19 protein-coding genes and 1 pseudogene are annotated in these 26,767 nt (G+C 46.9%); all 20 read left to right on the top strand.

Translation table 11 applies throughout. From position 1 onward, the window contains the following. Positions 1 to 209 precede the first annotated feature (209 nt). Positions 210 to 1,010 (top strand): DUF1836 domain-containing protein, encoded by an 801-nt coding sequence (locus JOE49_RS01570; RefSeq protein ID WP_068938264.1) that lies wholly within the window; start codon positions 210 to 212, stop codon positions 1,008 to 1,010. Positions 1,011 to 1,214: 204 nt separating this feature from the next. Then, on the top strand, positions 1,215 to 2,156 hold the full coding sequence (locus tag JOE49_RS01565) for a glycosyltransferase family 2 protein (protein ID WP_023990348.1): 942 nt from the start codon (positions 1,215 to 1,217) through the stop codon (positions 2,154 to 2,156). Positions 2,157 to 2,197: 41 nt separating this feature from the next. Continuing rightward, positions 2,198 to 3,151 carry a glycosyltransferase family 2 protein gene (locus JOE49_RS01560; RefSeq protein WP_053326118.1) on the top strand — a complete coding sequence of 318 codons (954 nt, stop codon included), beginning with the start codon at positions 2,198 to 2,200 and terminating at the stop codon, positions 3,149 to 3,151. Positions 3,152 to 3,224: 73 nt separating this feature from the next. Beyond that, on the top strand, positions 3,225 to 4,604 hold the full coding sequence (locus JOE49_RS01555; protein WP_023990346.1) for a lipopolysaccharide biosynthesis protein: 1,380 nt from the start codon (positions 3,225 to 3,227) through the stop codon (positions 4,602 to 4,604). After that, a complete protein-coding gene (locus JOE49_RS01550) occupies positions 4,579 to 5,553 on the top strand; it encodes a polysaccharide pyruvyl transferase family protein (protein WP_023990345.1) in 975 nt (324 codons plus the stop codon). Before JOE49_RS01555 ends, JOE49_RS01550 begins: the two co-directional genes overlap by 26 nt. A gap of 301 nt (positions 5,554 to 5,854) precedes the next feature. Further along, on the top strand, positions 5,855 to 6,436 hold the full coding sequence (gene def, locus JOE49_RS01545; protein WP_160789443.1) for a peptide deformylase: 582 nt from the start codon (positions 5,855 to 5,857) through the stop codon (positions 6,434 to 6,436). Between the two features lie 165 nt (positions 6,437 to 6,601). Continuing rightward, positions 6,602 to 8,392, top strand: a complete 1,791-nt coding sequence (locus tag JOE49_RS01540) for a cache domain-containing sensor histidine kinase (RefSeq protein ID WP_209940455.1) — start codon at positions 6,602 to 6,604, stop codon at positions 8,390 to 8,392. After that, complete coding sequence (locus JOE49_RS01535) at positions 8,385 to 10,043, top strand: response regulator transcription factor (RefSeq protein WP_209940454.1); 1,659 nt, start codon at positions 8,385 to 8,387, stop codon at positions 10,041 to 10,043. The genes JOE49_RS01540 and JOE49_RS01535 overlap by 8 nt, the downstream gene beginning before the upstream one ends. 406 nt (positions 10,044 to 10,449) lie before the next feature. Then, positions 10,450 to 11,856 carry a cytochrome ubiquinol oxidase subunit I gene (locus JOE49_RS01530; RefSeq protein WP_160789446.1) on the top strand — a complete coding sequence of 469 codons (1,407 nt, stop codon included), beginning with the start codon at positions 10,450 to 10,452 and terminating at the stop codon, positions 11,854 to 11,856. Next, positions 11,843 to 12,856: a cytochrome d ubiquinol oxidase subunit II gene (gene cydB, locus JOE49_RS01525; RefSeq protein WP_068938260.1), complete on the top strand. Its 1,014-nt coding sequence runs from the start codon at positions 11,843 to 11,845 to the stop codon at positions 12,854 to 12,856. The genes JOE49_RS01530 and cydB overlap by 14 nt, the downstream gene beginning before the upstream one ends. Then, entirely contained in the window at positions 12,856 to 14,616 is a 1,761-nt protein-coding gene (gene cydD, locus JOE49_RS01520; RefSeq protein WP_209940453.1) for a thiol reductant ABC exporter subunit CydD, read from the top strand. The genes cydB and cydD overlap by 1 nt, the downstream gene beginning before the upstream one ends. Continuing rightward, positions 14,597 to 16,363, top strand: coding sequence for a thiol reductant ABC exporter subunit CydC (cydC, locus tag JOE49_RS01515; RefSeq protein WP_209940452.1), 1,767 nt, complete (start codon positions 14,597 to 14,599; stop codon positions 16,361 to 16,363). The genes cydD and cydC overlap by 20 nt, the downstream gene beginning before the upstream one ends. Positions 16,364 to 16,467: 104 nt before the next feature. After that, positions 16,468 to 16,884 carry a cupredoxin domain-containing protein gene (locus JOE49_RS01510; protein ID WP_160789927.1) on the top strand — a complete coding sequence of 139 codons (417 nt, stop codon included), beginning with the start codon at positions 16,468 to 16,470 and terminating at the stop codon, positions 16,882 to 16,884. Between the two features lie 446 nt (positions 16,885 to 17,330). Further along, positions 17,331 to 18,344 carry an ABC transporter permease gene (locus JOE49_RS01505; RefSeq protein ID WP_076295644.1) on the top strand — a complete coding sequence of 338 codons (1,014 nt, stop codon included), beginning with the start codon at positions 17,331 to 17,333 and terminating at the stop codon, positions 18,342 to 18,344. 15 nt (positions 18,345 to 18,359) lie between these two features. Continuing rightward, positions 18,360 to 19,262, top strand: coding sequence for a carbohydrate ABC transporter permease (locus tag JOE49_RS01500; RefSeq protein ID WP_023990333.1), 903 nt, complete (start codon positions 18,360 to 18,362; stop codon positions 19,260 to 19,262). A 74-nt stretch (positions 19,263 to 19,336) separates the two neighbouring features. Further along, complete coding sequence (locus tag JOE49_RS01495; protein ID WP_023990332.1) at positions 19,337 to 21,031, top strand: ABC transporter substrate-binding protein; 1,695 nt, start codon at positions 19,337 to 19,339, stop codon at positions 21,029 to 21,031. A gap of 106 nt (positions 21,032 to 21,137) precedes the next feature. Continuing rightward, positions 21,138 to 23,618: a glycoside hydrolase family 95 protein gene (locus tag JOE49_RS01490; protein WP_209940451.1), complete on the top strand. Its 2,481-nt coding sequence runs from the start codon at positions 21,138 to 21,140 to the stop codon at positions 23,616 to 23,618. After that, positions 23,615 to 24,956, top strand: a pseudogene (locus JOE49_RS01485) (GH1 family beta-glucosidase). Before JOE49_RS01490 ends, JOE49_RS01485 begins: the two are co-directional and overlap by 4 nt. A gap of 215 nt (positions 24,957 to 25,171) precedes the next feature. Further along, the gene (locus JOE49_RS01480) at positions 25,172 to 25,420 is read left to right on the top strand and encodes a hypothetical protein (protein ID WP_013311984.1); all 249 of its coding nucleotides are present in this window, start codon (positions 25,172 to 25,174) and stop codon (positions 25,418 to 25,420) included. Positions 25,421 to 25,763: 343 nt separating this feature from the next. Beyond that, entirely contained in the window at positions 25,764 to 26,747 is a 984-nt protein-coding gene (cyoA, locus tag JOE49_RS01475) for a ubiquinol oxidase subunit II (RefSeq protein WP_023990329.1), read from the top strand. Positions 26,748 to 26,767: the final 20 nt, after the last annotated feature.

Here is a 26,767-nt window from a genome sequence, read left to right as displayed (position 1 = left end):
CATTTTAAGTTCACTTGAACTTATTTTAAGAACTTAAAAGGAAATATACAAGGTTCATATGGAATCATAGCAGGTCACCTACCTCCAATTTACACGGAAAATAAGGCATAATAGAACCCGCACGGCTCATTGCTTCACTTTACAAGCCTAGTTTGAGGGCGTATGATGAGTTCAAATGAACTTGAAATGTAATAAAGGGAGGAAAGCAGATGGAGTCTTTTACCCTTACTCGTCGTGATATGGCCCATTTGCTGCTGGCCATGGAAGGTCGCCGCGAATTGCAGCCTTTGGCCGTTCTACAGGACGCCTGGAGGCGCACTCATAGCCATCTCGCCCGTTCCGGGAGCACGATGCCGACATTTTTATACACCGACGTGACACCTGTGCTAGATAAAATCATCAAGGGTAAGCACAGCGCAGCCTTTTCGCTGCAGGAGATCGTTTCCCTGGGTCAACTGGTCGAATACAGCCATGTCTCACTGGCATCTATGCAAAATTGGGTCAAACGCGACTTCAAGGAATTTCTCGGCGCTCCGAAGATCGGCAAAAAGTACTCGGTCAACCAGGCAGCTATATTGCTCATTGTGGAAGATTTAAAATCATGTCTTGATTTTGAATCCATTCGTCAGCTATTTCATATCCTGTTCCAACAACCCGAAGATGATACGGACGATCTGATTCAGCCGGTCGATTTGTACGCCGCCTATTCAACTTTGTTTGAGGAGCTGGATGCGAACGGAGACCAACTGCTCGATGTTGCTGGAGCAGGCTATGCAAAGGACAACGGAAATTCCGTTACAGGACAGCAGCGCCAGGAAGCTGCGACAGAGGAGCTGCTGGTTCAGGCGGCCGATCAATACACCAGCCGTTTACAGCATTTGACCCCTAACCAGTGTGAAGCAGTGCGTAATACTTTGCTGGTGGCAGCGGTAGCGGTGCAAAATAGTTATTTTTTGTCCATGGCACGTCGGTATGTGAATGCGACGTTGTTTCTGGACTTCCAGGGGTAAATCAGGATTGGCACTAGAAGCCAATCCTATTTTTTTGCTCTTTTTAGAGGATTGTCTACCCTTTTGGAGACTGAAAAAGTATACAAAAGAGGTATATACACTAAAACGCTGTCAAAGATACAATAAACATATATAATCCAGCAATTGGAAAAACTTAGAATATCTCTTCCAAAGCATCTGGATACACACACAGGAGGTAATGGCATGTCCGATGTCTCCATCATCATTTGTACCCGCAACCGGATCGAAGACCTGACACGCTGTATACAATCTATTGCAGTACAGCAGCAATTGGAGCATACGGCTGTAGAACTGCTGATTGTTGATGACGGCGATATTTCCGACCAACAGATCGAGCAGTACCGTCACATGGTATCCGGATTGCCTCAAAGCGTTTTGAAATATTATAAAAAAAGTCGTCCCGGCGTTTGGTTGTCCCGCTATGAGGCCTTGTCTCTTGTGCGGTATGATATTGTGCTGTATTTTGACGATGATGCAGAACTGGACGATAAACTCTATATCCGGCGCTTGCTCGATACCTATGATCAGGATGAAACGATTGTGGGTGTTGGAGGGATTGCAAAGGGATTACATTCGAGCCGGGCAGGAAAGCTGCTGGGCGTTTTGACATTTCAGATGTCTTCATCCCTCGGCAAGCTCTCGCCTAGTAGTCTGGCAGGTTCTTTGCTGCGTTGGGGCGAAGCGACTGAGGTTTTCGATACAGAATTTTTCCATGGCTGCAATATGTCATTTCGGAGGGATGCGCTTCGGGACATGAAGCCGTATCCGTGGATGACCAGTTATGCCGTGGCTGACGATTTGTACATGTGCCAGTTGGCGAGCCGTTACGGCAAATTGGTTATCAATCCTGACTTAACCATCATTCATCATGAATCTCCAAGCTCGCGCGATAAGGCGGGCAAAGTAGCCAAGGCTACAGCAATTAACCACTATTATTTTCTTGCTTTGAAAAAGGCTGGAGTGATTCAGTATGGAGCTCTTTTATGGACCTTATCCTACTTGATGCTCAAAGAAACGCTGCGTCGCAATTTTAATGCCGCAGATGGATACAAGCAGGGGGTGTTGTTCATTCTGAACCCGCGCAAGCAAAAATATAACGAATATTTAGGCCCGGCGGTTCAGTAAACTGTTTTCTTTACACACTGACAGGATAAAGGGGGAGTATGATGTTAAGCTTGTCCATTGCTCTGTGCACCCGAAATCGGGTTGATGATCTAACCCGATGCATTAATTCAATTGCCATTGGGGGAGCACCGGAGGCATGTGAAACCGAGCTATGGATTATTGACGACGGAGAACTGCCAAAGCATGTGCTGGAACGTTATGAGCGTCAGTTGGGCAGAGCGGGAATTACCTACCGATATCATCGCAAGGAGCAGCCGGGATTATGGTTATCTCGTGTAAAGACAGCTGAACTTGCGCAGGGTGACATCATTTTGTTCCTTGACGATGATGTTGAGCTGCCGAGCAACTATTTGAATGAGTTGATGCGTACCTATGAGGCTTATCCGCAGGCCGCTGGTGTTGGCGGTATTGCACAGGGAATGAGTAACAGCTTCATGGGAACGATTCGATGCTTGCTGTCATTCCAGCAGTCTTTGTCCAAAGGGAGGTTGTCCCTCAGCGGTCAGTCCGGCTCGATGTATAACTGGCATAAGGCCAAGAAGACGTTTAGAACCCAGTTTTTCCATGGCTGCAATATGTCATTTCGCCGTGAGGCGATTCGTAGTCTGGAGCCGGTACCTTGGTTGCAAAGCTATAGCGTAGGCGAGGATTTATTACTTTCACGCATCGCAATGAAAAGTGGTCCGTTATACATTAACCCGGCGCTTACGCTGCTTCATCACGAATCGCCGTCCTCGCGCGACAATATGGAGCAGGTTACTTATATGCGGGTGATGAATCATATTCATTTGCTGCGTGACGAGGGATCTGGGCCGATTGGTTATGCAGCACTATACTGGACGACGTTGTATCAGATTTTGAGAGAAAAGCCCAAGAAAAATCATACTGCCATTCAAGGCTATAGAAGAGCGTTGAAAGCAATCTTTTCAAGTCCAAAGGAGCCTGTTGGCGGGGGACAGTTGCCTGAACGCAATTCCAAAAAAACGGTAGGCTGATGGAGGTGCGTCAAAAGACGCAATGTGAGCATAGAGACGAGAGGCTTAATAAGGAACAGGAGTTGGACGTAACATGAGCACATGGACAGCAGCAAGGAAAGTATTCACGGGTGACAGTCTCGCCAAAACGATCATGCGCACGAGCTTTAACAATTTTTTTGTGCTAATCGTCACGACCCTGACTTCCATCCTGACCGCACGTATGCTCGGAGTAGAGGGGAAAGGAGAACTGGCGGCAGTTCTGTTCTGGCCTACGCTGATCGGCAGTGTGTTGAGCTTCGGATTACCAACGTCGTTAATTTATAACATCAAGAAGAAAACAGGCACGACGGAAGAACTGCTGGCATTGTCGCTCTGGATTCAGTTGCCTGCCAGCTTGTTGGCGGGAGCGGTGGCCTGGATATGCATGCCGCTGTGGCTGAATGGTTATGGTGCGGATATCATCCAGCTGTCCCAGCTTTATTGTGCGGCAGCCATACCGCTGGCAGTGCTTACAGCGCTGACGACAGCATTGTCGCAAGGGCTGGATCGATTTAGCGTATATAACGGTCTGTTGTTTTACTACCCGTTACTGAATTTCATCGGTCTGGTGACACTGTGGCTGATGGGCCTGCTCAATGTGCAGCTGGCAGGAGCAGTGAATTTTGCCGCGAGTTTCCTTGCGCTAGTATGGGCGTTCCTCCGTTTGCGCAAGTATATGAATGTGCGTGCTTTCCGCCCATTTACCAGCCGCCAAGTGCTTCGTCCTTATTATAGCTATGGAGCGAGGGTTTACGGGATGGAGCTGATGGGGACGCTGTCCACACAAACGGACAAAATCGTTATTGTGGCGCTGCTATCACCCAAAGCGTTCGGTCTGTACTCTGTCGTCTACGCCTTGTCTCGTGTGTTCAATGTGGTGCAAAATGCCGTCACTAACGTTACTTTTCCTAAGGTGACGGGGATGGAGCACAGCAAGATTGTCGAAACAGTAGGTCGTGCTTTTCGCATCTCTATGGCTGCGATGCTAATCGTCATTGTGCCTGCTCTCTTCATTGGACGCTATATGCTGGGTTTGCTGTACGGCCCCGCTTTTCTGGAAGCATCGCTAACGTTCTACCTGCTGTCACTGGAATGTATCATTGGTGGCGGCTCATGGATTCTGGCTTCGGCCTTTAACGCGCTGGGACGTCCGGGACTGGTATTGTTCCGGCAAATTGTAGCCTATGCGATCACCGTCGGTCTATTTTTTATTTGTACACCGATCTTTGGTCTGGACGGCATTGCTATTGCTTTGCTTGTAGGCGCTTGTGTACGGTTGGCATTCTCACTGTTCTCGTTCCCCATGTTTTTCAATGTTCCGCTATCACGGATCATTTTTGATAAAAGTGATATTACATTTGTCATTCAGACTATACAAAAGAAGCGCAGGAAGGGAGAACTGAAAGATGCCGAATTTGCATCCCATGGCTAAACTGAAAAATAAGCTGAGCGTCATTCTCGACGTAGTCCCCCAAGGTTCGAATATCATTTATGTCGATTATCCCGTCTATAATAACGGTGGGGATGTACTCATCATGAAAGGCACCGAAGCGTTCTTCAAGGATAATGGCATCCGTGTCCGTGCCCGTTATAGCGCTATGGATATTCCCGATCGGCTTCAAATTCCGGGTGACTGGATTATCGTGTGCCACGGCGGCGGCAACTTCGGCGATCTCTATTCAAATCACCAAAATTTGCGAGAACGCATCGTTCGCGATTTCCCTAACCACCGAATTGTGATTATGCCGCAGACGATCCACTTTCAATCTGAACAGAAGGCTAATGAAGTCGCTGCCTTGTTCAATGCTCATCCAGATCTACATATGTTTGTGCGGGATACACGCTCCTATCAGTGGGCTAAGGACAAGCTGAACCAGTGCAGTATCACACTATGTCCTGATATGGCACACCAGCTCTGGCCATTGAAGCCGACTACAGAAACAGTGAAGGATGTATTGTATTTCCTGCGCACAGATATTGAAACGGTGGGTGGACAAAAGAAGTTCGATGACGAGGCAGATGCCGCTCACCGTCTGGACTGGGATACTTTGTTCACTCCGCTGGAAGTGAAGGGAATTGTCTATTTCCAGAAGTTTTATCGACTGGATAAGAAAATTGGTGGCCCGTTGCCTACGCGAACATTCTGGTACAAGTACACAGACCATCTCATGAACAAGGCGGTTACGCTGTTCAGCTCTTATCGAGAGGTTCGCACTTCACGGCTGCACGGTCACATTCTGGCCTGTCTACTTGATATGCCGCATGTTGTCATTGACAATTCCTATGGCAAGAACTCGCAATATTATAATACCTGGACACAGCCGAATCCAAAGGCGCAGCTGTTTAGTGAAGCTCCAAGTGCGTTGGAGCAGCCATCTTAATAGTAAGAAAAGATACGTAGATTAATTTCAAAGGTATGATAACGGCAAAAAAATCTCCTGACCATTTCATTGGTTAAGGGGGTTTTTCGTTTAAGGATATATAGAGCATCAGTATAATTGTTAATTAGATAAACCATTAAGGCAATGAATATTTAATGGCTTAAATACCGCTTCATTTTGACAATCCATTTCATGAATAGATATAATTTATGGGATAAAACTTGTAGGAATATTGGGAACTCCCCTAACTTTTGCAGAATAACATGAAAGTATATTTATTTTAATGAATCGAGGCTGACGAATGAGTAATCAATCGATGGACATGCTTCTCACGAAGGATATCGTGCGTGAAGGGGAGTCTATTTTGCGTACGAAGGTGGATCCGGTATGCTTGCCACTGTCTGAAGAGGATCTTCAACAGATGCAATGGATGCTGGATTATCTGAAAAATAGCCAAAATGAAGAGCTGGCTACCCGCTATGAGCTGCGCCCGGGTGTGGGATTATCTGCGAACCAGATAGGTTTGAACAAAAGAATGTGCGCTATTTATTATGAAGATGGGGACAAAACGGTAGAGTATGCGTTGTTTAATCCGAAGCTGGTCAGCCACTCCACGTCCATGATTTATTTGGAACAAGGTGAGGGGTGCTTGTCTGTAGATCGGTACGTAGCCGGATATGTACCTCGTTATGAAAAAATTCGTATTAAGGCCAATTTGCCAGACGGAACACAGGAGCTATTGACTTTCAAAGGTTATGCAGCGATTGTAGTACAGCATGAAATGGACCATTTGGACGGTATTATGTTCTATGACCGTATCAATCCGGAAGATCCGCACAAGCTGCCGCAGGGAGTGCATATCGAACCTTTTGTACGTAAATAGCTCATGATCCGTAAAGTGTGGTGACTCCGTTCGCCACATTTTTTTAATTTTGCAAAAAAATATGGATATAGAGGTTACGAAGCTTTAAACTGGAAACGTGTAGATTGTGATAGAGAATGTGAAAATACATAAAAATGTAAGCGCTTATCTTATGGGAGGGATGGCATGAATCGTGGAGTACGGCTTTTGATGAATAATATGCGTATGCGGAATAAGCTGCTGTTCTCCTACGTACTGATTGTCATGATCCCGGTGCTGGTGGTGGGCGGCTGCGTTACTTTTTATTTGCGAGAGCAGGCATTGAATAGTGCAATTGCCCAGACGGTAAACAATGTGGAAAAGATCAAGAGCCAGACGGCAAATTTACTGCGTGTGCCAACGGATATTTCAAATGGGCTCATGTTCGATAAAAGGCTGAGGGAGATGGCGAACCGCCGCTATTCGGGCATGCTTGAGCTCATGAATGCGTATCATCAATACAAGGATTTTAATGAGTATACTCAGCAATATAGAGAAGTTGCTACCATCCGGTTCTATTCGTACAATCCGACGCTTGTCAATAATCTGGAGTTTATTCCAGTGGACTCTAACATTGAGCGGCAGCAGTGGTTCCAAACGGCTTTGAAGGGGACGGCGATTAACTGGTTTTACATTCAGGATAAGGAAGATAACCCGGTTAATCGCCTGAGCCTTGTACGGCAAATTCCATTTCCCGAATACAATACCAAGGGAGTTCTGATGATATCGCTGAGTCAGACCGAGTTGAATCATATGCTGAGCAAGGAGCCCTTTGAAACATTGATTGCAGATCGTAATGGTATTGTGGTCGCAGCTACTCGTCCGCAGTCGGTGGGTCAGACGTTGGGAAATTTACATTTGGGCTTTGATGTCCAGCGTGCGGGTAAGGGAATATATGAAGCGAAAATCAACGGGAAGTCCTCCAACATCATCGTGGATGAGCTGCTGCCCGCCTCCAGTGTGAGCGGATTTACGATTATTTCAGTGTTTTCGACGGAGCATATTGTACAGGGAGCCAACCGAATCAGCCTGATTGGTGCTTTATGTGTTCTTGCAGTGCTGGTTATGGCACTGATTCTAATCACCATCATTTCCTGGCTGATTACCAAACGACTACAGCGGTTGAGCTATGAGCTGGGTAAGGTAGCCGCGGGCGATTTTCATGTGGTATCGAGTGTGGAGGGAAAGGACGAGATCGGGGATTTATCCCGCCGTTTCAACTATATGGTGAGTAGTATTCGCCAACTCATGGCGCAGGTCTATGAGACGAGTGAGCACAACAACAGGCTGGAATTGGCACAAAAGGATATCAAGCTAAAAATGATGGCCAGCCAAATTAATCCGCACTTTCTGTTTAATGCGTTAGAGTCCATTCGAATGAAAGCACATCTGAATGGGGAAGCGGAAATTGCAACGACGGTGCGTTTGCTTGGCAGGCTGATGCGCCGGAATCTGGAGATTGGCAGTGGTAAAACGACGGTACTACAGGAGCTGGATATGGTGCGGTCCTATTTGCAAATTCAGCAGTTCAGATTTGGAAATCGTTTGATCTATGAAGTGAATTTGGAAGAAAGCGCGACGGACATGTCGATTCCTCCCTTAATCATACAACCGCTGGTGGAAAATGCAGTCATTCATGGCCTGGAAAATAAGGAAGAGCCAGTTACCGTGAAGGTAGATATTACAATAGAACAAAGAGAGTTGAAAATTAAAGTAGAAGATGACGGGATCGGCATGGAAGCTGGGCAACTGACCCGTCTGCTAGATCGGATCAGGGGGGCGGATGAGCCGGAAGGGAGCAGTATTGGCCTGCGTAATGTACACCAACGTCTGACATTGATGTACGGCGAACGTAATGGACTGCATATTGAAAGCGCATTACAAGTAGGAACAACCGTATACTTTTCCATACCAAGGGAGGAAGAGTCGAATGTATAAAGCAATGATTGTAGATGATGAGCCTGCGATTCGTGAAGGATTGTCCTCTATTATTGACTGGGGGAATTGTGGCTTCCGTATTGTCGATACGGCAGGGAACGGACGCGAGGCTCTGGATAAGTTCGGAGAGCATCGGCCGGAGTTGGTCATTGTAGATATTCGTATGCCCGGGATGAGTGGACTGGAGGTCATACGAAGCATACGTGAAAAGAACGGAGAGCCGTTTCATTTTCTCATATTAAGCGGATATGCAGACTTTGATTATGCACGGCAAGCCTTGGGCTTCGGGGTAGATGGCTATCTACTGAAGCCAGTTGATGAGGAAGAAATGACGACAGAGTTGAAACGGGTATGGCAAAACATTGAGGACGAGAAAGAAGACGGTAAATGGGGAAGTACGCCTTCCCATGAGCGTAATTGGATCGAAGCATTATTGTTTCCGGTTCATCGAGAGCATGCTCGTAATGCCGTAGAAGGCAGCGATTCTCTGCACAAAGCATCCGAGCAAGCTGAACATCAAAGCGGTAACGGAAAACATGGACAACAGCCTGCGTTACCAGCGTTGGACTGGAGTAGCTATCAGGTTATTCTGCTGGATTTACGTATTCCTGACTGGGATCGGCAAGCTCGGCAGTCGGCAGCAAAGCAGCGGCTAACGGAATTGTGCCATGAGCAGGGCAGAGGTATCGTGTTTGAGGCTGGAATATATATGGGTCTTTTGCTTCCCGCCACGTTAAAAACGGAGAAAGATGCTGTTCAGTTACTGGCTGCTTGGCGACAGGAGCTAAAGCCGTGGGCTACGGAAATTTATGTGGCTGCCGGTGATTCTGTAGCCATTCTTAACGACATTCCCAGATCTTTTGAGCAGGCACTACGATTATTGGAGCGTACGTTTTTGTTCCGGGCAGAAAGAGTCATGCTTTCCGGAGACCTACACGAATTGGAGACAGTCGAGACTGAAAGGAGTGGAGCGTCTGATAGTGCCACAGATGATCCCATACGTTATGCAGAAAAGCTGTACTATGCGCTAGATATGGCTAATAGTGAAGCTGCAACCCGTGTCATTAAGGAAATGGAAGGGCAATTTCCACGGATTTATCGCACAGAATCTGCAATCAAGGCGGCGTTCGCCCAAACATTCACACTGGCGTTGAACAAGTATGCAGCCGGACAGGATCATAGCCGAACCGTGGTGGAGGAGCACTCCAGCTTTATAACCGATGTATATGCTTATTCCACATTGGGCGAGCTGGTGGATCACTCGCTGGAGCATGTGTTGCAATGGATTGGCCAGACTGATCCTAGTGGCAAGGACATCATCATGAAACAAATGATTGACTTTATACATAGTCATTATGATGAAAATTTGCGACTGGAGTTACTGGCAGATATGTTCAATTACAATAGTGGCTATTTGGGCAAACTGTTCAAAAGTCATACTGGCGAGGCCTTTAATGCCTACCTGGATAAGGTGAGGATTGAGCGAGCAAGAGAATTGCTTGCTCAAGGAATTAAGGTGCACCAGGTGGCGGAACGCGTAGGATATGCGAATGCAGATTATTTTCATAGTAAATTTAAAAAGTATGTTGGAATGTCACCTTCCTCCTACCGTAATCGGGTTCAAAAGAACGGAGGAACAGATGGCTGTTGATAGAATCCCTAGGTTTAACGCTATGAAGTCTCTCTTACAGATGTCGGAGGTACGACCTCCGAACGAAGAGAGGCTCTTTTTTTATGGCGGATAAATGGATAGATCAATCGAAAATGTCACATTTATTATGAAGTTTAGGCTGTTTTCATCAAATCGCCATCGTTATGACACATATTTGACACGATGTTCACATTTTCGATTCTATTTCATTTAAATTTATTCTATATAATGGGGATAATCTGAAGCCGGATCATGACAACCATGGTGAAGGTAGTTGAGTGAGTCATTTTCTAAAAAGTGACCGCTGCATATGTAAGAATGTGAATACTATCACAAATGTAGAAGACTTCAGATTACAGACACTATAAATCAATGTTAAGAGAAGTGCAGGGGGAGGAGCAACATCATGGACGTATTGGATTTGGCACGGTTGCAGTTTGCAACCACAACGATTCTTCACTTTGTTTATGTGCCGATCTCCATTGGATTGTCGTTATTGGTGGCAATTATGGAGACTATGTATGTTATCAAAAAAAATGACTTGTACAAAAAAATGGCTCAATTCTGGGGAACGTTTCTGCTGATTAACTTTGCATTGGGCGTAGTCACCGGGATTTTGCAAGAATTCCAGTTCGGGATGAATTGGTCGGACTTTTCCCGTTTTGTCGGTGATGTATTCGGTACGCCGCTGGCGATTGAAGCGCTGCTTGCATTTTTCCTGGAATCGACCTTTATCGGATTATGGGTATTCGGTTGGGAAAGATTGTCCAAAACGGTCCATTTAATTTGTATGTGGTTGGTATCTATCGGTACGATGCTATCGGCATTGTGGATTCTAGCTGCTAATTCATTCATGCAGCGTCCAGTAGGATATGAGATTCAAAATGGACGTGCAGAAATGAGAGATTTTGCTGCACTGTTAACGAACGAACAACTGTTATGGGAATTCCCGCATACATTGTTTGCTGCTTTTGCAACGGGGGCATTTCTTATCGCGGGTATCAGTGCATGGAAGCTGATGCACAAAAAGAATATGGACTTTTTTAAACCTTCTTTCAAATTGAGCGTTATTGTTGCCTTAATCAGTGCCATTGCTATTCCTTTGTTTGGTCATGGTCAGGCTCAATATTTAGTGAAAACACAACCGATGAAGATGGCTGCCAGTGAGGGCTTATGGGAGAACAGCGGTGACCCCGCTCCTTGGACAGTTATCGCGGGTATTGATCCTGAAAAGAAGGAAAATACCTTTGAAATTAAAGTTCCTTTTGCTCTGAGTTTTCTATCTTATAGTAAATTTTCCGGCTCTGTGCCTGGTATGAATGAGCTTCAAGCAGAATATGAAAAAACCTATGGTCCGGGCGATTATATCCCGCCAGTACGTACCACGTTCTGGAGCTTCCGTATTATGATTGCGGCGGGATGTGGCATGATTGCACTCGCTTTATACGGTGCTTACCTGACGTTCCGTAAAAAGCTGGAAGGTTCACATCGCTGGTTCTTCCGTCTTATGATATGGGGGATATCCCTTCCATTCATTGGGAATACTGCTGGTTGGATCATGACCGAAATAGGTCGCCAACCGTGGACTGTATTTGGTTTGCTTCAAACAAAAGATTCTGTTTCGCCTACGGTTGTGGCAGGAGAAGTGCTGTTCTCGTTCATCTCATTTACCACATTATATTTAATTTTAACAGGTGTGCTGGCATTTCTGTTTTACCGTACGGCTCGCAAAGGTCCAGATATCGAGCCACATCAGCAAACGGTAATTCATGATCCATTTGCCCAAGGGGGTGACAATAATGACGCTAAATGATTTATGGTTCTTATTGATCGCAGTGTTGTTTACCGGTTTCTTTTTTCTGGAGGGCTTTGATTTTGGCGTGGGGATGGCCACGGGATTGGTACCGCGCAATGACCAACAAAAACGTTTGATGATCAATACGATTGGTCCATTTTGGGATGCCAACGAAGTGTGGCTGATTACAGCAGCAGGTGCGATGTTTGCCGCTTTCCCGCATTTTTATGCAACTATGTTCAGCGGATATTATCTGGTATTTGTCTTTATTTTGCTAGGTTTGATCTTGCGTGGAGTTTCTTTTGAGTTCCGCGGCAAGGCTGAAGGGAAATGGTGGACAGGAACGTGGGATGCCTGCATTCTGATTGGTAGCTTTCTACCGCCGATGCTGTTCGGTATGGCTTTTGCGGCTTTGGTGAAAGGTGTACCTATTCAGCAAAACATGGATTTGAAAGCTGGATTTTCCGATGTGTTCAATGGATACACCGTATGGATTGGACTGACAGTGGTCGGAATGTGCCTAATGCATGGGCTGACGTTCATTTCCCTGCGGACGATTGGAGAAGTACGGGATCGTGCTCGCGTGATTGCGTCCAAATTTCTTCCGGTATTGGGCATTTTACTCGCTGGCATGGTGGTATGGACTTATTTTGCAACGGATTTATTTGCACGTCGCGGTCCCTTTATGTATGCTGCGGTAGCAGTGGGAATTGTCGCCTATGTGCTGACGTGGTACTTCCTGAAGCAGCGCCGCGAAGGATGGGCCTTCGGGATGACAGGTGCATTGATTTTGCTGACCTTCGTTTCGTTATTCGTTGGTTTGTTCCCAAGATTTATGGTGAGCTCGATTAACAGTGCTTTTGATTTGACGATTTATAATGCAAGCTCCAGTCATTACACACTGAAAGCCATGACGATTGTTGCAGCAACGCTTTTACCCTTTGTGCTGGCTTATCAGGCGTGGAGCTATTTTGTTTTCCATAAGCGTCTCAGTGAGAAGGATCATTTGGAATACTAATGGATAAGGCATGGTTAGAATTAAAGGGCATTCGGCCAGTAATGCTGCTACTGGCTGCCCTTTCCCTGCTCCAGGGGGCTGCTGTGATTGCACAAGCAGTCTTCTTGGCAAAGGCTGTTACGATTTTGTTTGATAAAAATCCGCTGGTGATGGCTTGGCCGTCGCTGGCGTTGTTTTTCGCAGCTTTTGCAATGAGGCATACGATGATCTGGCTGCAACGTCGGACAGCCGGCCGTTTTGCCGAAGCTTCAGGCGCTTCCTTACGGGAGCGTCTGCTTGCACGTTTGTTCGAACGGGGGCCGGGTTTTGCAGCGCAGGAAGGCAGCGGCAAGTTGGTGACGCTAGCGCTGGACGGCATAGATCGTTTTCGCACGTATTTGGAACTGTCCATTCCTCGAATGATTGACATGATGGCTGTAACTATACTTGTGCTTGTGTATGTTTTCACATTGGATGTCATTTCAGGTGTGATTTTGACGACTACGATGCCGATACTGGTGGGCTTCTTTATTTTGCTCGGCTTGGCGGCGCGGAAGCAGGCAGACAAGCAGTGGCGTTCCTATCGTCTGTTATCTCACCATTTCACGGATTCGCTGCGTGGACTTCAGACACTAAGGTTTTTGGGGCGTAGCCAAGAGCATGGGGAATCGGTTGGGAAGGTCAGCGACCAATACCGCACGGCAACGATGCGAACGCTGCGGGTAGCGTTTCTTTCCTCATTTGCCCTCGATTTTTTTAGTATGCTATCGGTCGCTTTTGTCGCGGTAGGCTTGGGTTTGCGCCTGATTAGTGGCTCGGTAGGTTTGGAGGCAGCGCTTGCGGTGCTTATTCTGGCACCAGAATATTTTATGCCCATACGCCAGTTGGGATCAGACTATCATGCTTCACTGGATGGTAAGGAGGCTTGGGGAGCAATACGCTCCATTCTCAGTACAGAAGATAATGCGACCGAGCCGAATAAACAGGCAGCTAGCGATAAAGGATTGGACATCACGGGACTGGACATTCTCGAGCTATCTGATGTGTGCCTCCTGAATGAAGACGGTTCGGCTCGGCTTGAACATGTGTCTGCACATGTTGAACCGCACATGAACATGATCGGCATCGTTGGCGCTAGCGGTGCAGGTAAAACGACGCTGCTTAGTCTGCTTGGCGGCTTTGCTGATCCCACTTCGGGTGAGCTGCTCCTGAATGGATGCGGATTGGCTGGGGATGCCAAAGCTGAATGGCAACGGCATATTGCCTATATTCCACAGCACCCATACCTGTTTAGCGCTTCTCTGGCAGATAATATCCGCTTTTATGAACCCGAGGCATCCAACCAGCAGGTAGAATGGGCGATTGACGCGGTTGGACTGCGTGAACTGGTAGACGGTCTTCCGGGTGGATTGAATGAGCCCATTGGTGAAGCAGGTCGGACACTGAGCGGAGGGCAGGCACAGCGGATTGCGTTGGCGCGGGCATTGCTCAGTAATCGTCCGGTCGTTTTATTGGATGAGCCTACGGCCCATCTGGATATTGAGACAGAATGGGAGCTAAAACAGACGATTTTATCGGTTTTGAAACATAAGAGAATGTTTCTTGCCACCCATCGGCTTCATTGGATGTCAGATATGGACTGTGTCTGGATGATGGATCAAGGGCGTCTGGAAGAAGTAGGCTCTCATCAGCAATTGATTGCCCGTAAGGGGGCATATTACCGATTGCTGACGGGGATGTGGGAAGGAGGGAACGGACGATATGAGAGTAACGGACAATAGCAGTCAAGGCTGGTTTGTGACGTATCTGAGACAATATTTTTGGGCCTTTCTGATAGCTGCTCTTTTGGGCGCGCTGGCCATTGGATGTGCGGGCGCGTTGCTCTTTACGTCCGGTCATCTGATTACCCGTTCGGCCTTAAAACCGGAAAATATATTAATGGTGTACGTTCCAATTGTGCTTGTGCGAACATTTGGCTTTAGTAAAGCGGTTATTCAGTACCTGGAGCGCTTGGTAGGGCATGATGCCGCACTGCGTCTGGTGTCCCGTATGCGGGTACGCTTATATCGGGCAGTAGAACCGCAGGCGCTGATGATTCGCAGCAAATTCCGTACAGGGGATCTATTGGGATTGCTGGCAGAGGATATTGAGCAGCTTCAAAACATCTATCTGAAGCTAGTTCTGCCTGCGCTATCGGCTTTGCTGATTTATGCAGCAGGCATCTTGGCGCTCGGACGGATGGACGGAACCTTTGCCCTGCTCATGGCGCTATATGGCGGATTTTTGCTTTTTATTGCCCCAGCTATCTCACTATGGACCTCACTCGCCAAACGGCGAATGTTCAAGCAGGAACGGAGTAAAGCCTATCAGGAGCTGACGGATGCTCTGTTCGGCATGAGTGACCTGGTGCTGAGCGGACGGACTGGGCATTTCCTGAGTACCTTTACACAACGGCACAATAGGGCTGCCGTGATGGAGAATTCACTTCGCCGGAGCGAGTGGCGTTCTCATTGGATCGCACAATGCGTTGTAGGCGGCGGGATTGTGATTATGACTGTGTGGGCCGGGGGACTGGTAGCACAGAATCGTATAGAAGCCACATGGCTGGCATCCTTTGCCCTTGTGGCTTTTCCATTGCTGGATGCCTTCGTTCGCGCTGGAGAAGCGGTGGTTCATGCACCGGAGTATCAGGATTCACTTCGACGGTTAAAGGATTCGGAGAAAGACACACCTACACCGGGAGCAGGCGGAACAGCAGACATTCTAGAGGAACAGGCTACCGCTATGCGATTGGGCCTCGGAGGAGACCTGCTGCTGAACAACGTAAGCTACCGCTATGCGGCAACGCAGGAATGGAGCGTGCGTAATATCTCCCTGCACGTACCGCAGGGGGGCAAGGTTGCATTGCTTGGCCGCAGTGGTGCGGGCAAGTCCACGCTGCTGAACCTGATTCAGGGAGCATTGCAGCCTGATGAAGGTAGCGTCACTGTCGCAGGGATTCCCGTATATACAGGTGGAGCATACTCCAGTTTATTTGCGGTGCTAAACCAGCAGCCGTATTTATTCGATACAACGGTAGCGAACAATATTCGGCTGGGACGACCCGATGCTACGCTGGATGAGGTTCGTGCAGTAACAGAGCAGGTAGGGCTTGGAACTCTAATTGATTCTTTGCCGGAGGGCTACGATACCCGAATGCAGGAGACGGGGCTTCGTTTTTCCGGTGGAGAAAAACAGCGAATTGCACTGGCGCGGATTTTGCTGCAAAATCACCCGATTGTTTTGCTGGATGAGCCAACAGTGGGACTTGACCCACTGACAGAGCATGAACTCATGCAGACGATGTTTCGTGTGCTGAAAGGCAAAACATTGATCTGGATCACGCATCATCTGACAGGAATGGAGCATATGGACGAGGTGATTTTTATGGAAAAAGGGGTCATTTCCATGCGGGGCAGTCATGAAAAGCTTTGGCAGGAGCAGCCCCGATACCGCAACCTGTATGAGCTGGATCATCCGAGCCTGTGAAATGAGGTATATAAAATTTTGATTAACTTTTATATACTGGTTAGAGTTGATGCGTCACATGTAGACACTCAACTGTAGACACTCAACTGGAGGGGCTGATATGAATGAAAGCACTTATCTCTAAGCATTGGCATTTGATGCTGATTGGTTTTGTAGCCCTGAGCATGGGCGGGTTTGTCTTGTTTTATTTTCAGGGGAGCGTGTCGTCGTTTCCGGCGAGTCAACCTAAACAAGCTCAGGAAGAGCCAGACAAGACCAAATATGAGATTGTTACAGTGGGTGTAAAAGGGGACGGTTTCTATCCTAAAAATATTGAAGTGAAATCCGGCGTTCCAACCAAAATCAATTTCAAGAAAATGACATCCTTTACTTGCATTGATGAAGTGCAGTCGTTGAAGATCGGAATGGACGTTTACCTGGATCACGAAAATAATTATTTTACCGTCAAGGATTTGAAGCCAGGGGTATATGAGTATAATTGTGGCATGTACATGTACTTCGGGACGATCACGGTAAAATAAATCAAAATAGCTTTCTAGCACTTTGATGCTAGAAAGCTATTTTTTTCCTTTAATCAATTAGGTTAATTGCGACAGTCTGTATATATACCATCATCCACCTGTGGTGCAATATGCATTATCCTTTACCTCTGATCAGCTTACATTGCTGATCTTTTGTTTTTTACAAGACTTCTCTCAGAAAATTTACATGAGAACGGAGCAGGCGGAATGGTGCTGGACAAGCGAAGCGGTCGCCTTTGTCCCCGGATTTCTACCTTTGGTTGCTTATTCAAGAAATCCGGGGACAACAGCGAGGGAAGCACCATCCGCATGCGTAGTGGCACGAATGTAATTTTTTTCATCCCATATATCTAATTTTGAACTGATTTTTCTCCTAATTCGTCGGGTACCCGCTTCCAAGCCAGCAAAGTATGATAATAGTATCTAGAGATGAGGAGGAGCTTGTTATGGAATCTTCAACTGAAACCGCTTCCAACAATAGTGCTGTGATTCCTGAATCCAATCGGGGAAGACCACGCAAGGCTCGCGGCCCGAAGCCTGAACGTGGTAGAAAAGGCTTGTGGGACAGTGTGAAGCAGCAAAAGTATCTTTATTTTATGTCCATTCCTTTCGTCATATGGGTGTTTGTTTTCAGCTATCTTCCGCTTTGGGGCTGGACGATGGCGTTTCAAAATTATAAGCCAGCTAAATCCTTTACGGACCAGAAATGGGTAGGGCTGAATAACTTTATTGAGTTATTTCAGGACGAACGATTTTATCTAGTATTACGTAATACACTGGCGATGAGCCTGATGGGGATTATATTTGGTTTTGTCGTACCGATCTTCTTTGCAATTCTGTTAAATGAGCTGCGTGGTATGTTGTTCAAACGGTTTGTACAGACGATATCCTACCTCCCGCATTTTGTATCCTGGGTAGTTGTGGCTGGATTGGTCACGAAAATGCTGTCCATTGACGGAGGCATTGTCAACGATATATTGGTAGCGCTTCATATTGTGGATGAGCCGATTCAGTTCATGGCAAAGGGGAGCTGGTTCTGGTACATTGTAACCGCTTCCGACATATGGAAAGAGACGGGCTGGAATACGATTATTTATTTAGCTGCAATCACCGGAATTGATCAAGAACAGTATGAAGCATCGCGCGTGGATGGAGCGAGCCGCTGGAGACAGATGTGGCATATTACACTGCCGGGTATCCGCTCGACGATTGCCGTTCTGTTCATTATGGCGATTGGGCATCTGGTGAGCAATGGTTTTGAAAAGCAGTTCTTGCTTGGCAATAGTCTCGTGACGGATTATTCCGAGGTGTTGGATCTGTACGCGCTCAATTACGGGATTAATTTGGGTCGCTTCTCTTATGGGACGGCAATTGGTATTTTCAACTCACTGGTTAGCATTTTGCTGTTGTTTACGGCGAACGGTATATTCAAAAAACTGACCAAAGAAAGCATCATGTAGGGAGGGAGAAGCGAAATGACGAATAAGGCATTTAATGCTACCCGGTCTGAGAAGCTGTTTGACCTGTTCAATTATATCCTCATGGCTCTGATCGTGGTGTTGACGCTGTACCCGTTTCTGAACGTACTTGCGATTTCCCTGAACAATTCAACGGACACGGTTCGCGGTGGAATTTATATATGGCCCCGCCAATTTACGCTCGAAAATTACAAAACGATTTTCCAGTACGATGGCCTTCTTCAGGGACTGCAAATATCTATTCTTCGTACTTTGGTCGGAACAGTACTCGGATTGATTTGCGCGTCTATGCTTGCTTTTACATTGAGTCGGGTCGAGTTTCGCGCTCGTAAGTTTATTTCTACGTTTTTGGCGTTGACGATGTATTTTTCTGGCGGGATGGTGCCCGTGTTTATTTTGATGCGTGATCTGCATCTGCTGGGTTCGTTTTGGGTGTACATTTTTCCAGGCTTAATTAGCGCATTTAACGTGTTTGTCATTCGTTCCTTTATGGACGGTTTGCCATATGCGTTGCAGGAGTCTGCCAAACTCGATGGGGCGAATGATTTTACGATTTACTGGAGAATTATTTTGCCGCTGTGCAAACCAGTATTGGCAACGATTGCTCTTTTTCTGGCAGTAGGTCAGTGGAATGCTTGGTTTGATACGTATTTGTATAATGGTGGGGCGCCGCAATGGACGACGCTACAGTATGAGCTGATGAAGATACTGCAAAGTACGCAGCAAGGCGGCTCCAGTATGACGAATAGTAACGATATGGCTAAGCAAATGGCTCAAATTTCACCAGAGTCGATTAAAATGGCAATCACGATTACGGTTACGCTCCCCATCCTGATGGTATATCCGTTCCTGCAAAAATATTTTGTAGGCGGGATGACACTGGGGGCAGTGAAATCATAAAAGACAGGATTCCGGTAGTAAAATAGCAGTTATTTGCAGGAGAAGTCATCATAGGAATATAGGAGGATTTATACATGAAAAAACACTGGTCCAGATTTGCACTGATTCCCTTGCTCGCGGTGTCCCTTACCGCACTCGCAGGTTGTGGGGGAAGCGATAAAGCAGCGAAGGAAGGCACATCCAGCGGCACAGACCCGATTACGTTTAGCTTTTTCGGAGCAGATACAAGCCCACAATGGAATGGAATGAAGGATGAAATAGGCAAGGAAATCACCAAGAAAACAGGTGTAACCTTGAATGCGGAATTTGATGTCAGCGGTGGAGGTGGAGATGACCGAATTGCTTTGATGGCAGCAAGTGGAGAATACCCGGACTTGGTTTCTCCTAAAGCGAATATTAACAAGCTTGTGGATGCGGGGGCCATGATTGATCTGACAGATCTGATCAACGATCATGCACCCAATCTCAAAAAGCTATATGGACCCTATATGGATCGTTTGAAATACAGTAATAAAGATCAATCCATCTATGTCCTTCCTACGTATGCAGGTGTGGGACAGGAGAGTTTTGACGCGACGGGGGGATTTGAAATTCAGCATAAGGTGCTCAAGGAGCTAGGATATCCAAAGGTAAGAACGCTACAGGATTATGAAAACGTACTCAAAACCTATGCAGCCAAACATCCGACGATCAATGGCAAAAAAACGATCCCACTCACGTTGGATGCAGACGACTGGAGAATTATGATTACCGTAACAAATCCTGCCTTCCAGACGACTGGAGCGCCGGATGATGGTGAATATTTTATTGATCCCAAAACATTTGAAGCGAAGCTTCATTACAAACGTCCGGAAGAAAAGGAATATTTCCGTTGGTTGAACCACATGTACAATGAAGGACTGCTCGATAAAGATTCATTTGTGCAAAAAAGTGATCAATACAAATCCAAAATTGCCAGCGGCCGTGTCCTCGGTCTGATCGACCAGGAGTGGGGTTATCAGGATGCCGAAAATGCGTTAAAAGCGTCAGGTAAATCCGAATCCAGCTACGCGCATTTTCCAGTTACACTTTCGGAGGAATACAAGGATCGTTCCTTTCAGGATACGGGCTTCACGTCCGGTTATGGAGTAGGTATTACAGAAAATTGCAAGGACCCGGTGCGGGCTATTAAATTTCTTGATTATTTAGCTTCCGATGAAGGACAGGTGCTAGTGAACTGGGGGATCGAAGGCAAGCATTATGAAATTAAAGACGGCAAACGCGTCATTCCTGCTGATGTACTGGAACAAAAAACGAACAATACAACCAACTTCAATAAATCTACGGGTATAGATTTGTACACGCTCATCAGCGGACACTATGGTGACGGCGTGAAGGACCCTACAGGTAACTACTATACTGCCAAATTCCCGGAACAAATTATCGCGGCTTATTCGAAGCCGGAGAAAGAATCACTTAAAGCGTATGGCGTAAAAACGTGGAAAGATCTGTTCCCGGACAAGAAAGAATTTGATGTAAAGCCTTGGGGCGCAGCCTATAACCTGACAACAGACAATGAATCCAGCTATAACGTTACATTCAAAAAAACGACAGACATTATCCGCAAACGTATACCGGAAGCTATTTTAGCACCGGCTTCCAATTTTGATACGGTATACGACAACATGATTAAAGAACTGGATGCCGCCGGAGCTGTCCAAATGGAACAGCAATACACGCAACTGGTGAAGGACAGAGTGGAGTTATGGAGTGGCAAGGCTTCTAAATAGCTGACTGCTTTTAACGAAATTTTGAATGCCGGAATGACAGAGCGCTTGTCCTTGTGGTCCATACGGGATTAGCGCTCTGTTTGATCTTGATAGGGGAGGGTTTGATGTGACGAAAAGCGAAAGACCACAGTCCCTGCGTTTATGGTATCGCCAGCCTGCTGAGGTATGGGAGGAAGCATTGCCAGTCGGTAACGGAAGGCTGGGAGCTATGGTATTTGGCGGAATCAGAGAGGAGCATTTGCAATTAAACGAGGATACGCTCTGGTCCGGATTTCCCAGAGACGGCGTTCAGTATGATGCATTGCGATATTTGCAGCCTGTCAGAAAGCTGATTGCAGATGGAAAATACAAGGAAGCGGAACAACTGATTAATGCGAATATGCTAGGTCGCGATACGGAAGCCTATCAGCCTTTGGGAGATTTGTGGATTACGCAGGAGGGCCTAGGGGAAATTGCACATTATGAACGGGAACTGGATTTGCTGACCGGAACGGCAGCGGTCACTTTTCAGAGTGCTGGAGTCTGCTATACCCGTGAAGTTATCGCCAGTGCGCCAGATGGAGTCATGATGGTGTCACTGACTGCGAATAAGCTTGGGAAGATCCATGCATCCGTGCGCATCACTTCCCTCCATCCTTGTGAAGACGAGGTTGGAGAGGATATACATTTTGGTGATTCATCCAAATGGGATAGCGATAAGGAGGACGCTCCATCCGAGGAGCCGTCCGGGGACTTTATTACGTTGACTGGACGAGCGCCCAGTCATGTGGAATCTAATTATCACGGCGATCATCCACAGTCTGTTGTTTATGAAAATGATTTGGGGATGGCTTTTGCAGTTCAGGCGAGGGTTATTCCCGAGGGAGGAACCTTGACGAAGGGTGCTGATGGAGCACTGATCATCTCAGGCGCGGATAAAATCACGGTGTATTTGGCAGCAGCTACCGGATTTCAGGGATTTCACGCTATGCCGAATAGTGATGCAACTGAGTCAGCAGAAGCATGTCAAGTCATTTTAGATGAAGCAATTTCGCTGGGAAGGGAGCAGGTGCGGCAACGCCATGAACAGGATCACCGAAAGCTGTTTGACCGCGTTGTATTAGAACTGAGAGGTGATACTTTAACCGACGACTCCGTTCTACCGACCGATCTGCGATTAGAACGTTATCAGAAAGGTCAGGACGACCCGGGGCTGGAGGTGCTGTTATTTCAGTATGGCCGCTATTTGCTCATGGGCAGCTCGCGTCCGGGGAGTCAGCCTGCCAATCTTCAGGGCATCTGGAATGACCGGGTGCAGCCGCCATGGAGCAGTAATTATACAACCAATATTAATACTCAGATGAACTATTGGCCCGCAGAGGTATGCAATCTTGCCGAGTGCCATGAACCATTGCTGCACATGATTGGAGAAGTTGCCCGCACGGGACGGAGGGTAGCCTCCATCCATTATGGTGCTCAAGGGTGGGCAGCTCATCACAATGTAGATGTGTGGAGATACGCTGGACCTTCAGGGGGCCATGCCAGTTGGGCGTTTTGGCCGCTTGGGGGTGTATGGCTGACCGCCCATCTATGGGAGCGCTATCTGTTTACCCTGGATACAGCCTATTTGGCAGAACAAGCTTATCCACTCATGAAGGGGGCGGCAGCCTTTTGCATGGACTGGCTCGTGGAAGGCCCGGAGGGTTGGCTTGTGACATCCCCATCCACATCACCTGAAAATAAATTCAAAACGCCGGACGGCGAGGAATGCAGTATATCTATGGGCTCCACCATGGATATGACGCTAATTCGGGAGCTGTTGGGTAACTGCATTCAAGCTGCGGACCTGCTGGAATTAGACGATGAGTTCCGCAACCGCTGCGAGGAGACACGGGACAGGTTAATGCCCTATCAAATTGGCCGTCACGGTCAGTTACAGGAATGGTTTGTCGATTTTGAGGAAGCGGAGCCTGGGCATCGGCATGTCTCGCATCTATATGGGTTGTACCCCGGTCGACAAATTCACATCCGTGATACCCCGGAGCTGGCTGAGGCGGCCCGTATATCGCTGCGTCGACGGCTTGATCACGGTGGTGGGCACACCGGATGGAGCTGTGCCTGGTTGATTAACCTGTATGCTCGACTGGAAGATGGCGATGCCGCACATCGGTATGTTCGCACGTTGCTGTCGCGATCGACCTATCCTAATTTATTCGACGCTCACCCGCCTTTTCAGATCGACGGTAATTTTGGTGCGGCGGCGGGGATCGCAGAAATGCTGCTACAAAGCCGTCCGGGAGAGCTGACGTTACTGCCTGCCCTGCCAACGGCATGGGCGGAGGGCCGGGTCAGTGGATTGAAGGGACATGGCGGGATGACGGTCGGCATGGAATGGTCCGGTTCCCGGCTTGTCTGCGCTGAACTGGCCACATCCATCTCGGCAGGAAGCTGCACGATTCGCAGTGCGCATCCGTTTAGCGCTGATGCCCGTCAGGCTCTGCCTGATCCTGAGCATGGAGGATTCATTTTGTCATGGATTTTTACCAAAGAGCAGGAAATAACGAACGGACATACGATTATAATTAAAGGAGAGGAACAGACAATATGACCATTTTTCAATTTCCGCAGGACTTCATGTGGGGGACCGCGACGGCAGCCTATCAAATCGAGGGAGCATATGAGGAGGATGGGAGAGGTTTGTCGATCTGGGATAGCCCATACGCCTGGCAAAGTATTCAACGGTGATAACGGCAATGTAGCTTGTGACAGCTATCATCGCTACGAGGAAGATATCCGCCTAATGAAGGAGCTGGGCATTCGTACATACCGTTTTTCAGTGTCCTGGCCGCGTATATTTCCCAATGGTGACGGTGAAGTCAATCAAGAAGGATTGGACTATTATCATCGCGTAGTCGATTTGTTGAACGAAAATGGGATTGAACCGTTTTGTACACTGTACCATTGGGATCTGCCTCAAGCGCTTCAGGATGCTGGAGGCTGGGAGAATCGTCGCACGATTCAAGCATTTGTCCAGTTTGCAGAAACGATGTTCCGCGAGTTTCACGGTAAAATACACCATTGGCTAACATTCAATGAACCGTGGTGCATCGCCTTTTTATCCAATATGCTGGGTGTTCATGCCCCGGGTCTGACCAATCTTCAGACAGCCATTGATGTAGGACATCATTTGCTAGTTGCGCATGGTCTTTCTGTGCGCCGCTTCCGCGAGCTGGGCACCAGTGGCCAGATCGGTATCGCTCCCAATGTCTCCTGGGCTGTTCCTTACAGCACATCTGAGGAAGATAAAGCCGCTTGTGCGCGCACCATTTCCCTGCACAGTGACTGGTTTCTTCAACCTATTTATCAAGGCTCGTATCCTCAGTTTTTGGTAGACTGGTTTGCGGAGCAGGGAGCCACCGTGCCTATTCAGGATGGGGATATGGATATTATCGGCGAGCCTATTGATATGATCGGTATCAATTACTATGCTATGTCAGTTAATCGTTTTAATCCTGAAGCCGGGTTTCTTCAATCTGAAGAAATCAATATGGGGCTACCTGTAACGGATATCGGTTGGCCAGTGGAGTCGCGTGGGCTGTACGAGGTACTGCATTATTTGCAAAAATACGGTAACCTCGATATTTATATCACAGAGAATGGGGCTTGCATCAACGATGATGTCGTGAATGGCAAGGTTCAGGATGACCGTCGTATTTCGTATATGCAGCAGCATTTGGTGCAGGTACACCGGGCTATTCATGACGGCCTTCATGTCAAAGGATATATGGCATGGTCACTTATGGACAATTTTGAGTGGGCAGAGGGATATAATATGAGATTTGGCATGATTCATGTCGATTTCCGCACACAGGTCCGCACCCCGAAGGAAAGTTACTATTGGTATCGAAATGTAGTAAGTAATAACTGGTTGGAGACCAGACGTTAAACGAAGAGATGTTTTGAAAATAAAGCAGATTTACGCCTGTCTCTGCTCCCTTTTGTTTGAATAGGAGGCCCTCTGGGGTAATAATAACCAAGATGAATGCAGGTTGTTTCAAGTATGTAGAGACAGCAGGAATAAAAAAATAAGAAGTGTGCATACTGAAAAAAATACCTGACGAGGGCGTTTTAAACCATTTTAAACCAGAGGGAGTGGAGGGTATGGCTTCGAATGTTAGGAAATCAGGATCAAATGATAACCAAATGAGCCGCACGGTATCTGTTATCGCTTGGATCGCCTGTATTGCAGGAATTATCCTTATTTTGCTTGATATAGGTAATTTAACTGATCGAAATATATATTTAATGACAGGTATTGGCTGCGTTGTTGCCGGGATTTTTATTTTTCTAGTTGGGAAATCATTTGTCATTGCACGCAAGAAGGAAGACCAGGAAAACGGCCGCAGTTAATACAATTTAAAAATGATTTAAAGCAATATATACCGAAAACAACAATGTGGGGCTTCGAGCAGTGTAGGATGATAACTGTAAGGAGTCCCCTTTTTTCTTTAATATAACTTCTTTAAGATACACAAATAACGTTTTTATTATGTCATCTTTGTATTAATAAGAAATTTTGAATTTGCAAGAGAAATTTTATTTTTAGAGATGTTTTTCACAAAAAACGGACAAATAATCGACAATTCTGTTAACAATAAAAAAAGTGGCCGCTTTTCTGCTATCTTATATAAGGGCAACATTACAGGAGTTCGTAAGTTTTGAGTAATTTATTATTTAAGGAGAGGGGAACAACATGAACAAAAAACCAAAAGCGATTATTGCGTTGGTTTTGACCGTGCTCACGGTAGCATTGCTCATTTGGACGTGTTTTTATGCTGGCGGAAAATACGTTGTTTTCGATCCAAAAGGACCTATTGGGCAAGCACAAAAAGAGCTGATCATTCTTTCAACGTCTATGGCTGCACTGCTGATTGTACCGGTCATGATTTTGACTTTTTTCATCATTTGGCGATATCGCGACGCACCGGATAACAAAGCCAAGTACCAACCTCATTGGGATGACAGCAAAAAGCTGGAGACCGTATGGTGGGCTATTCCAATCATCGTTATCTGCATTCTTGCGGTTATAACTGCGAGATATACCTATTTGCTGGAGCCTTCCAAGCCGTTGGCAAGTACACAAAAGCCAGTAACCATTCAAGTGACTTCACTGGACTGGAAATGGCTCTTTATGTACCCTGAAGAAGGTATTGCTACAGTCAATGAAATTCACATTCCTAAAGGTGTTCCAGTCCGTTTTGAACTGACTGCCGACGCCCCGATGAACTCGTTCTGGATTCCGCAATTGGGCGGTCAGATCTACACCATGTCAGGCATGGCAATGAAACTGCATTTGCAGGCCGACCACGAAGGAACATACTTTGGTTCGGGTGCAAACTTTAGCGGTGAGCATTTTGGACAAATGCGTTTTGATGTAGAGGTTCAGTCGGATGAAGAGTACAAAAACTGGGTCGCTAACATCAAGAAGCAGTCTAAGCCGCTGACGAAAGACGGCTATTTGGCGCTTGCAAAACCAGGTTTGTCCCAACCTGATGAGTATTCTTCAATTCCAGATGGCTTGTTCCAAGACATTGTAAGCAAGTATGTAGTGGATGGTGCTTCTAACCCGCATGCTGGACATGGCGGACACACATCCACAGAAGGTTCTTCCAAGTCCGATACAGAAGATGAAGCTGCAATGGACATGAGTCATATGAATATGAGCGGACACCATTAAATGATTACAGGGAAGGAGGC

Origin of the sequence: Paenibacillus sp. PvR133, from assembly GCF_017833155.1 — a bacterium.
GTDB lineage: Bacteria > Bacillota > Bacilli > Paenibacillales > Paenibacillaceae > Paenibacillus > Paenibacillus polymyxa_B.
The sequence above is the reverse complement of the archived record's forward strand: the minus strand, read 5'-3'. Positions and strand labels throughout refer to the sequence as shown.

Bases quoted from the DNA above. Each gene is read 5' to 3' on its own strand.
- JOE49_RS01560 (WP_053326118.1), top strand. From the start codon at position 2,198: ATGTTAAGCTTGTCCATTGCTCTGTGCACCCGAAATCGGGTTGATGAT.
- JOE49_RS01505 (WP_076295644.1), top strand. From the start codon at position 17,331: ATGGAATCTTCAACTGAAACCGCTTCCAACAATAGTGCTGTGATTCCT.
- cydB (WP_068938260.1), top strand. From the start codon at position 11,843: ATGACGCTAAATGATTTATGGTTCTTATTGATCGCAGTGTTGTTTACC.
- JOE49_RS01500 (WP_023990333.1), top strand. From the start codon at position 18,360: ATGACGAATAAGGCATTTAATGCTACCCGGTCTGAGAAGCTGTTTGAC.
- JOE49_RS01540 (WP_209940455.1), top strand. From the start codon at position 6,602: ATGAATCGTGGAGTACGGCTTTTGATGAATAATATGCGTATGCGGAAT.
- JOE49_RS01495 (WP_023990332.1), top strand. From the start codon at position 19,337: ATGAAAAAACACTGGTCCAGATTTGCACTGATTCCCTTGCTCGCGGTG.
- JOE49_RS01510 (WP_160789927.1), top strand. From the start codon at position 16,468: ATGAAAGCACTTATCTCTAAGCATTGGCATTTGATGCTGATTGGTTTT.
- cydD (WP_209940453.1), top strand. From the start codon at position 12,856: ATGGATAAGGCATGGTTAGAATTAAAGGGCATTCGGCCAGTAATGCTG.
- JOE49_RS01550 (WP_023990345.1), top strand. From the start codon at position 4,579: ATGCCGAATTTGCATCCCATGGCTAAACTGAAAAATAAGCTGAGCGTC.
- JOE49_RS01530 (WP_160789446.1), top strand. From the start codon at position 10,450: ATGGACGTATTGGATTTGGCACGGTTGCAGTTTGCAACCACAACGATT.
- JOE49_RS01565 (WP_023990348.1), top strand. From the start codon at position 1,215: ATGTCCGATGTCTCCATCATCATTTGTACCCGCAACCGGATCGAAGAC.
- def (WP_160789443.1), top strand. From the start codon at position 5,855: ATGAGTAATCAATCGATGGACATGCTTCTCACGAAGGATATCGTGCGT.
- cydC (WP_209940452.1), top strand. From the start codon at position 14,597: ATGAGAGTAACGGACAATAGCAGTCAAGGCTGGTTTGTGACGTATCTG.
- JOE49_RS01535 (WP_209940454.1), top strand. From the start codon at position 8,385: ATGTATAAAGCAATGATTGTAGATGATGAGCCTGCGATTCGTGAAGGA.
- JOE49_RS01480 (WP_013311984.1), top strand. From the start codon at position 25,172: ATGGCTTCGAATGTTAGGAAATCAGGATCAAATGATAACCAAATGAGC.
- JOE49_RS01570 (WP_068938264.1), top strand. From the start codon at position 210: ATGGAGTCTTTTACCCTTACTCGTCGTGATATGGCCCATTTGCTGCTG.
- cyoA (WP_023990329.1), top strand. From the start codon at position 25,764: ATGAACAAAAAACCAAAAGCGATTATTGCGTTGGTTTTGACCGTGCTC.
- JOE49_RS01555 (WP_023990346.1), top strand. From the start codon at position 3,225: ATGAGCACATGGACAGCAGCAAGGAAAGTATTCACGGGTGACAGTCTC.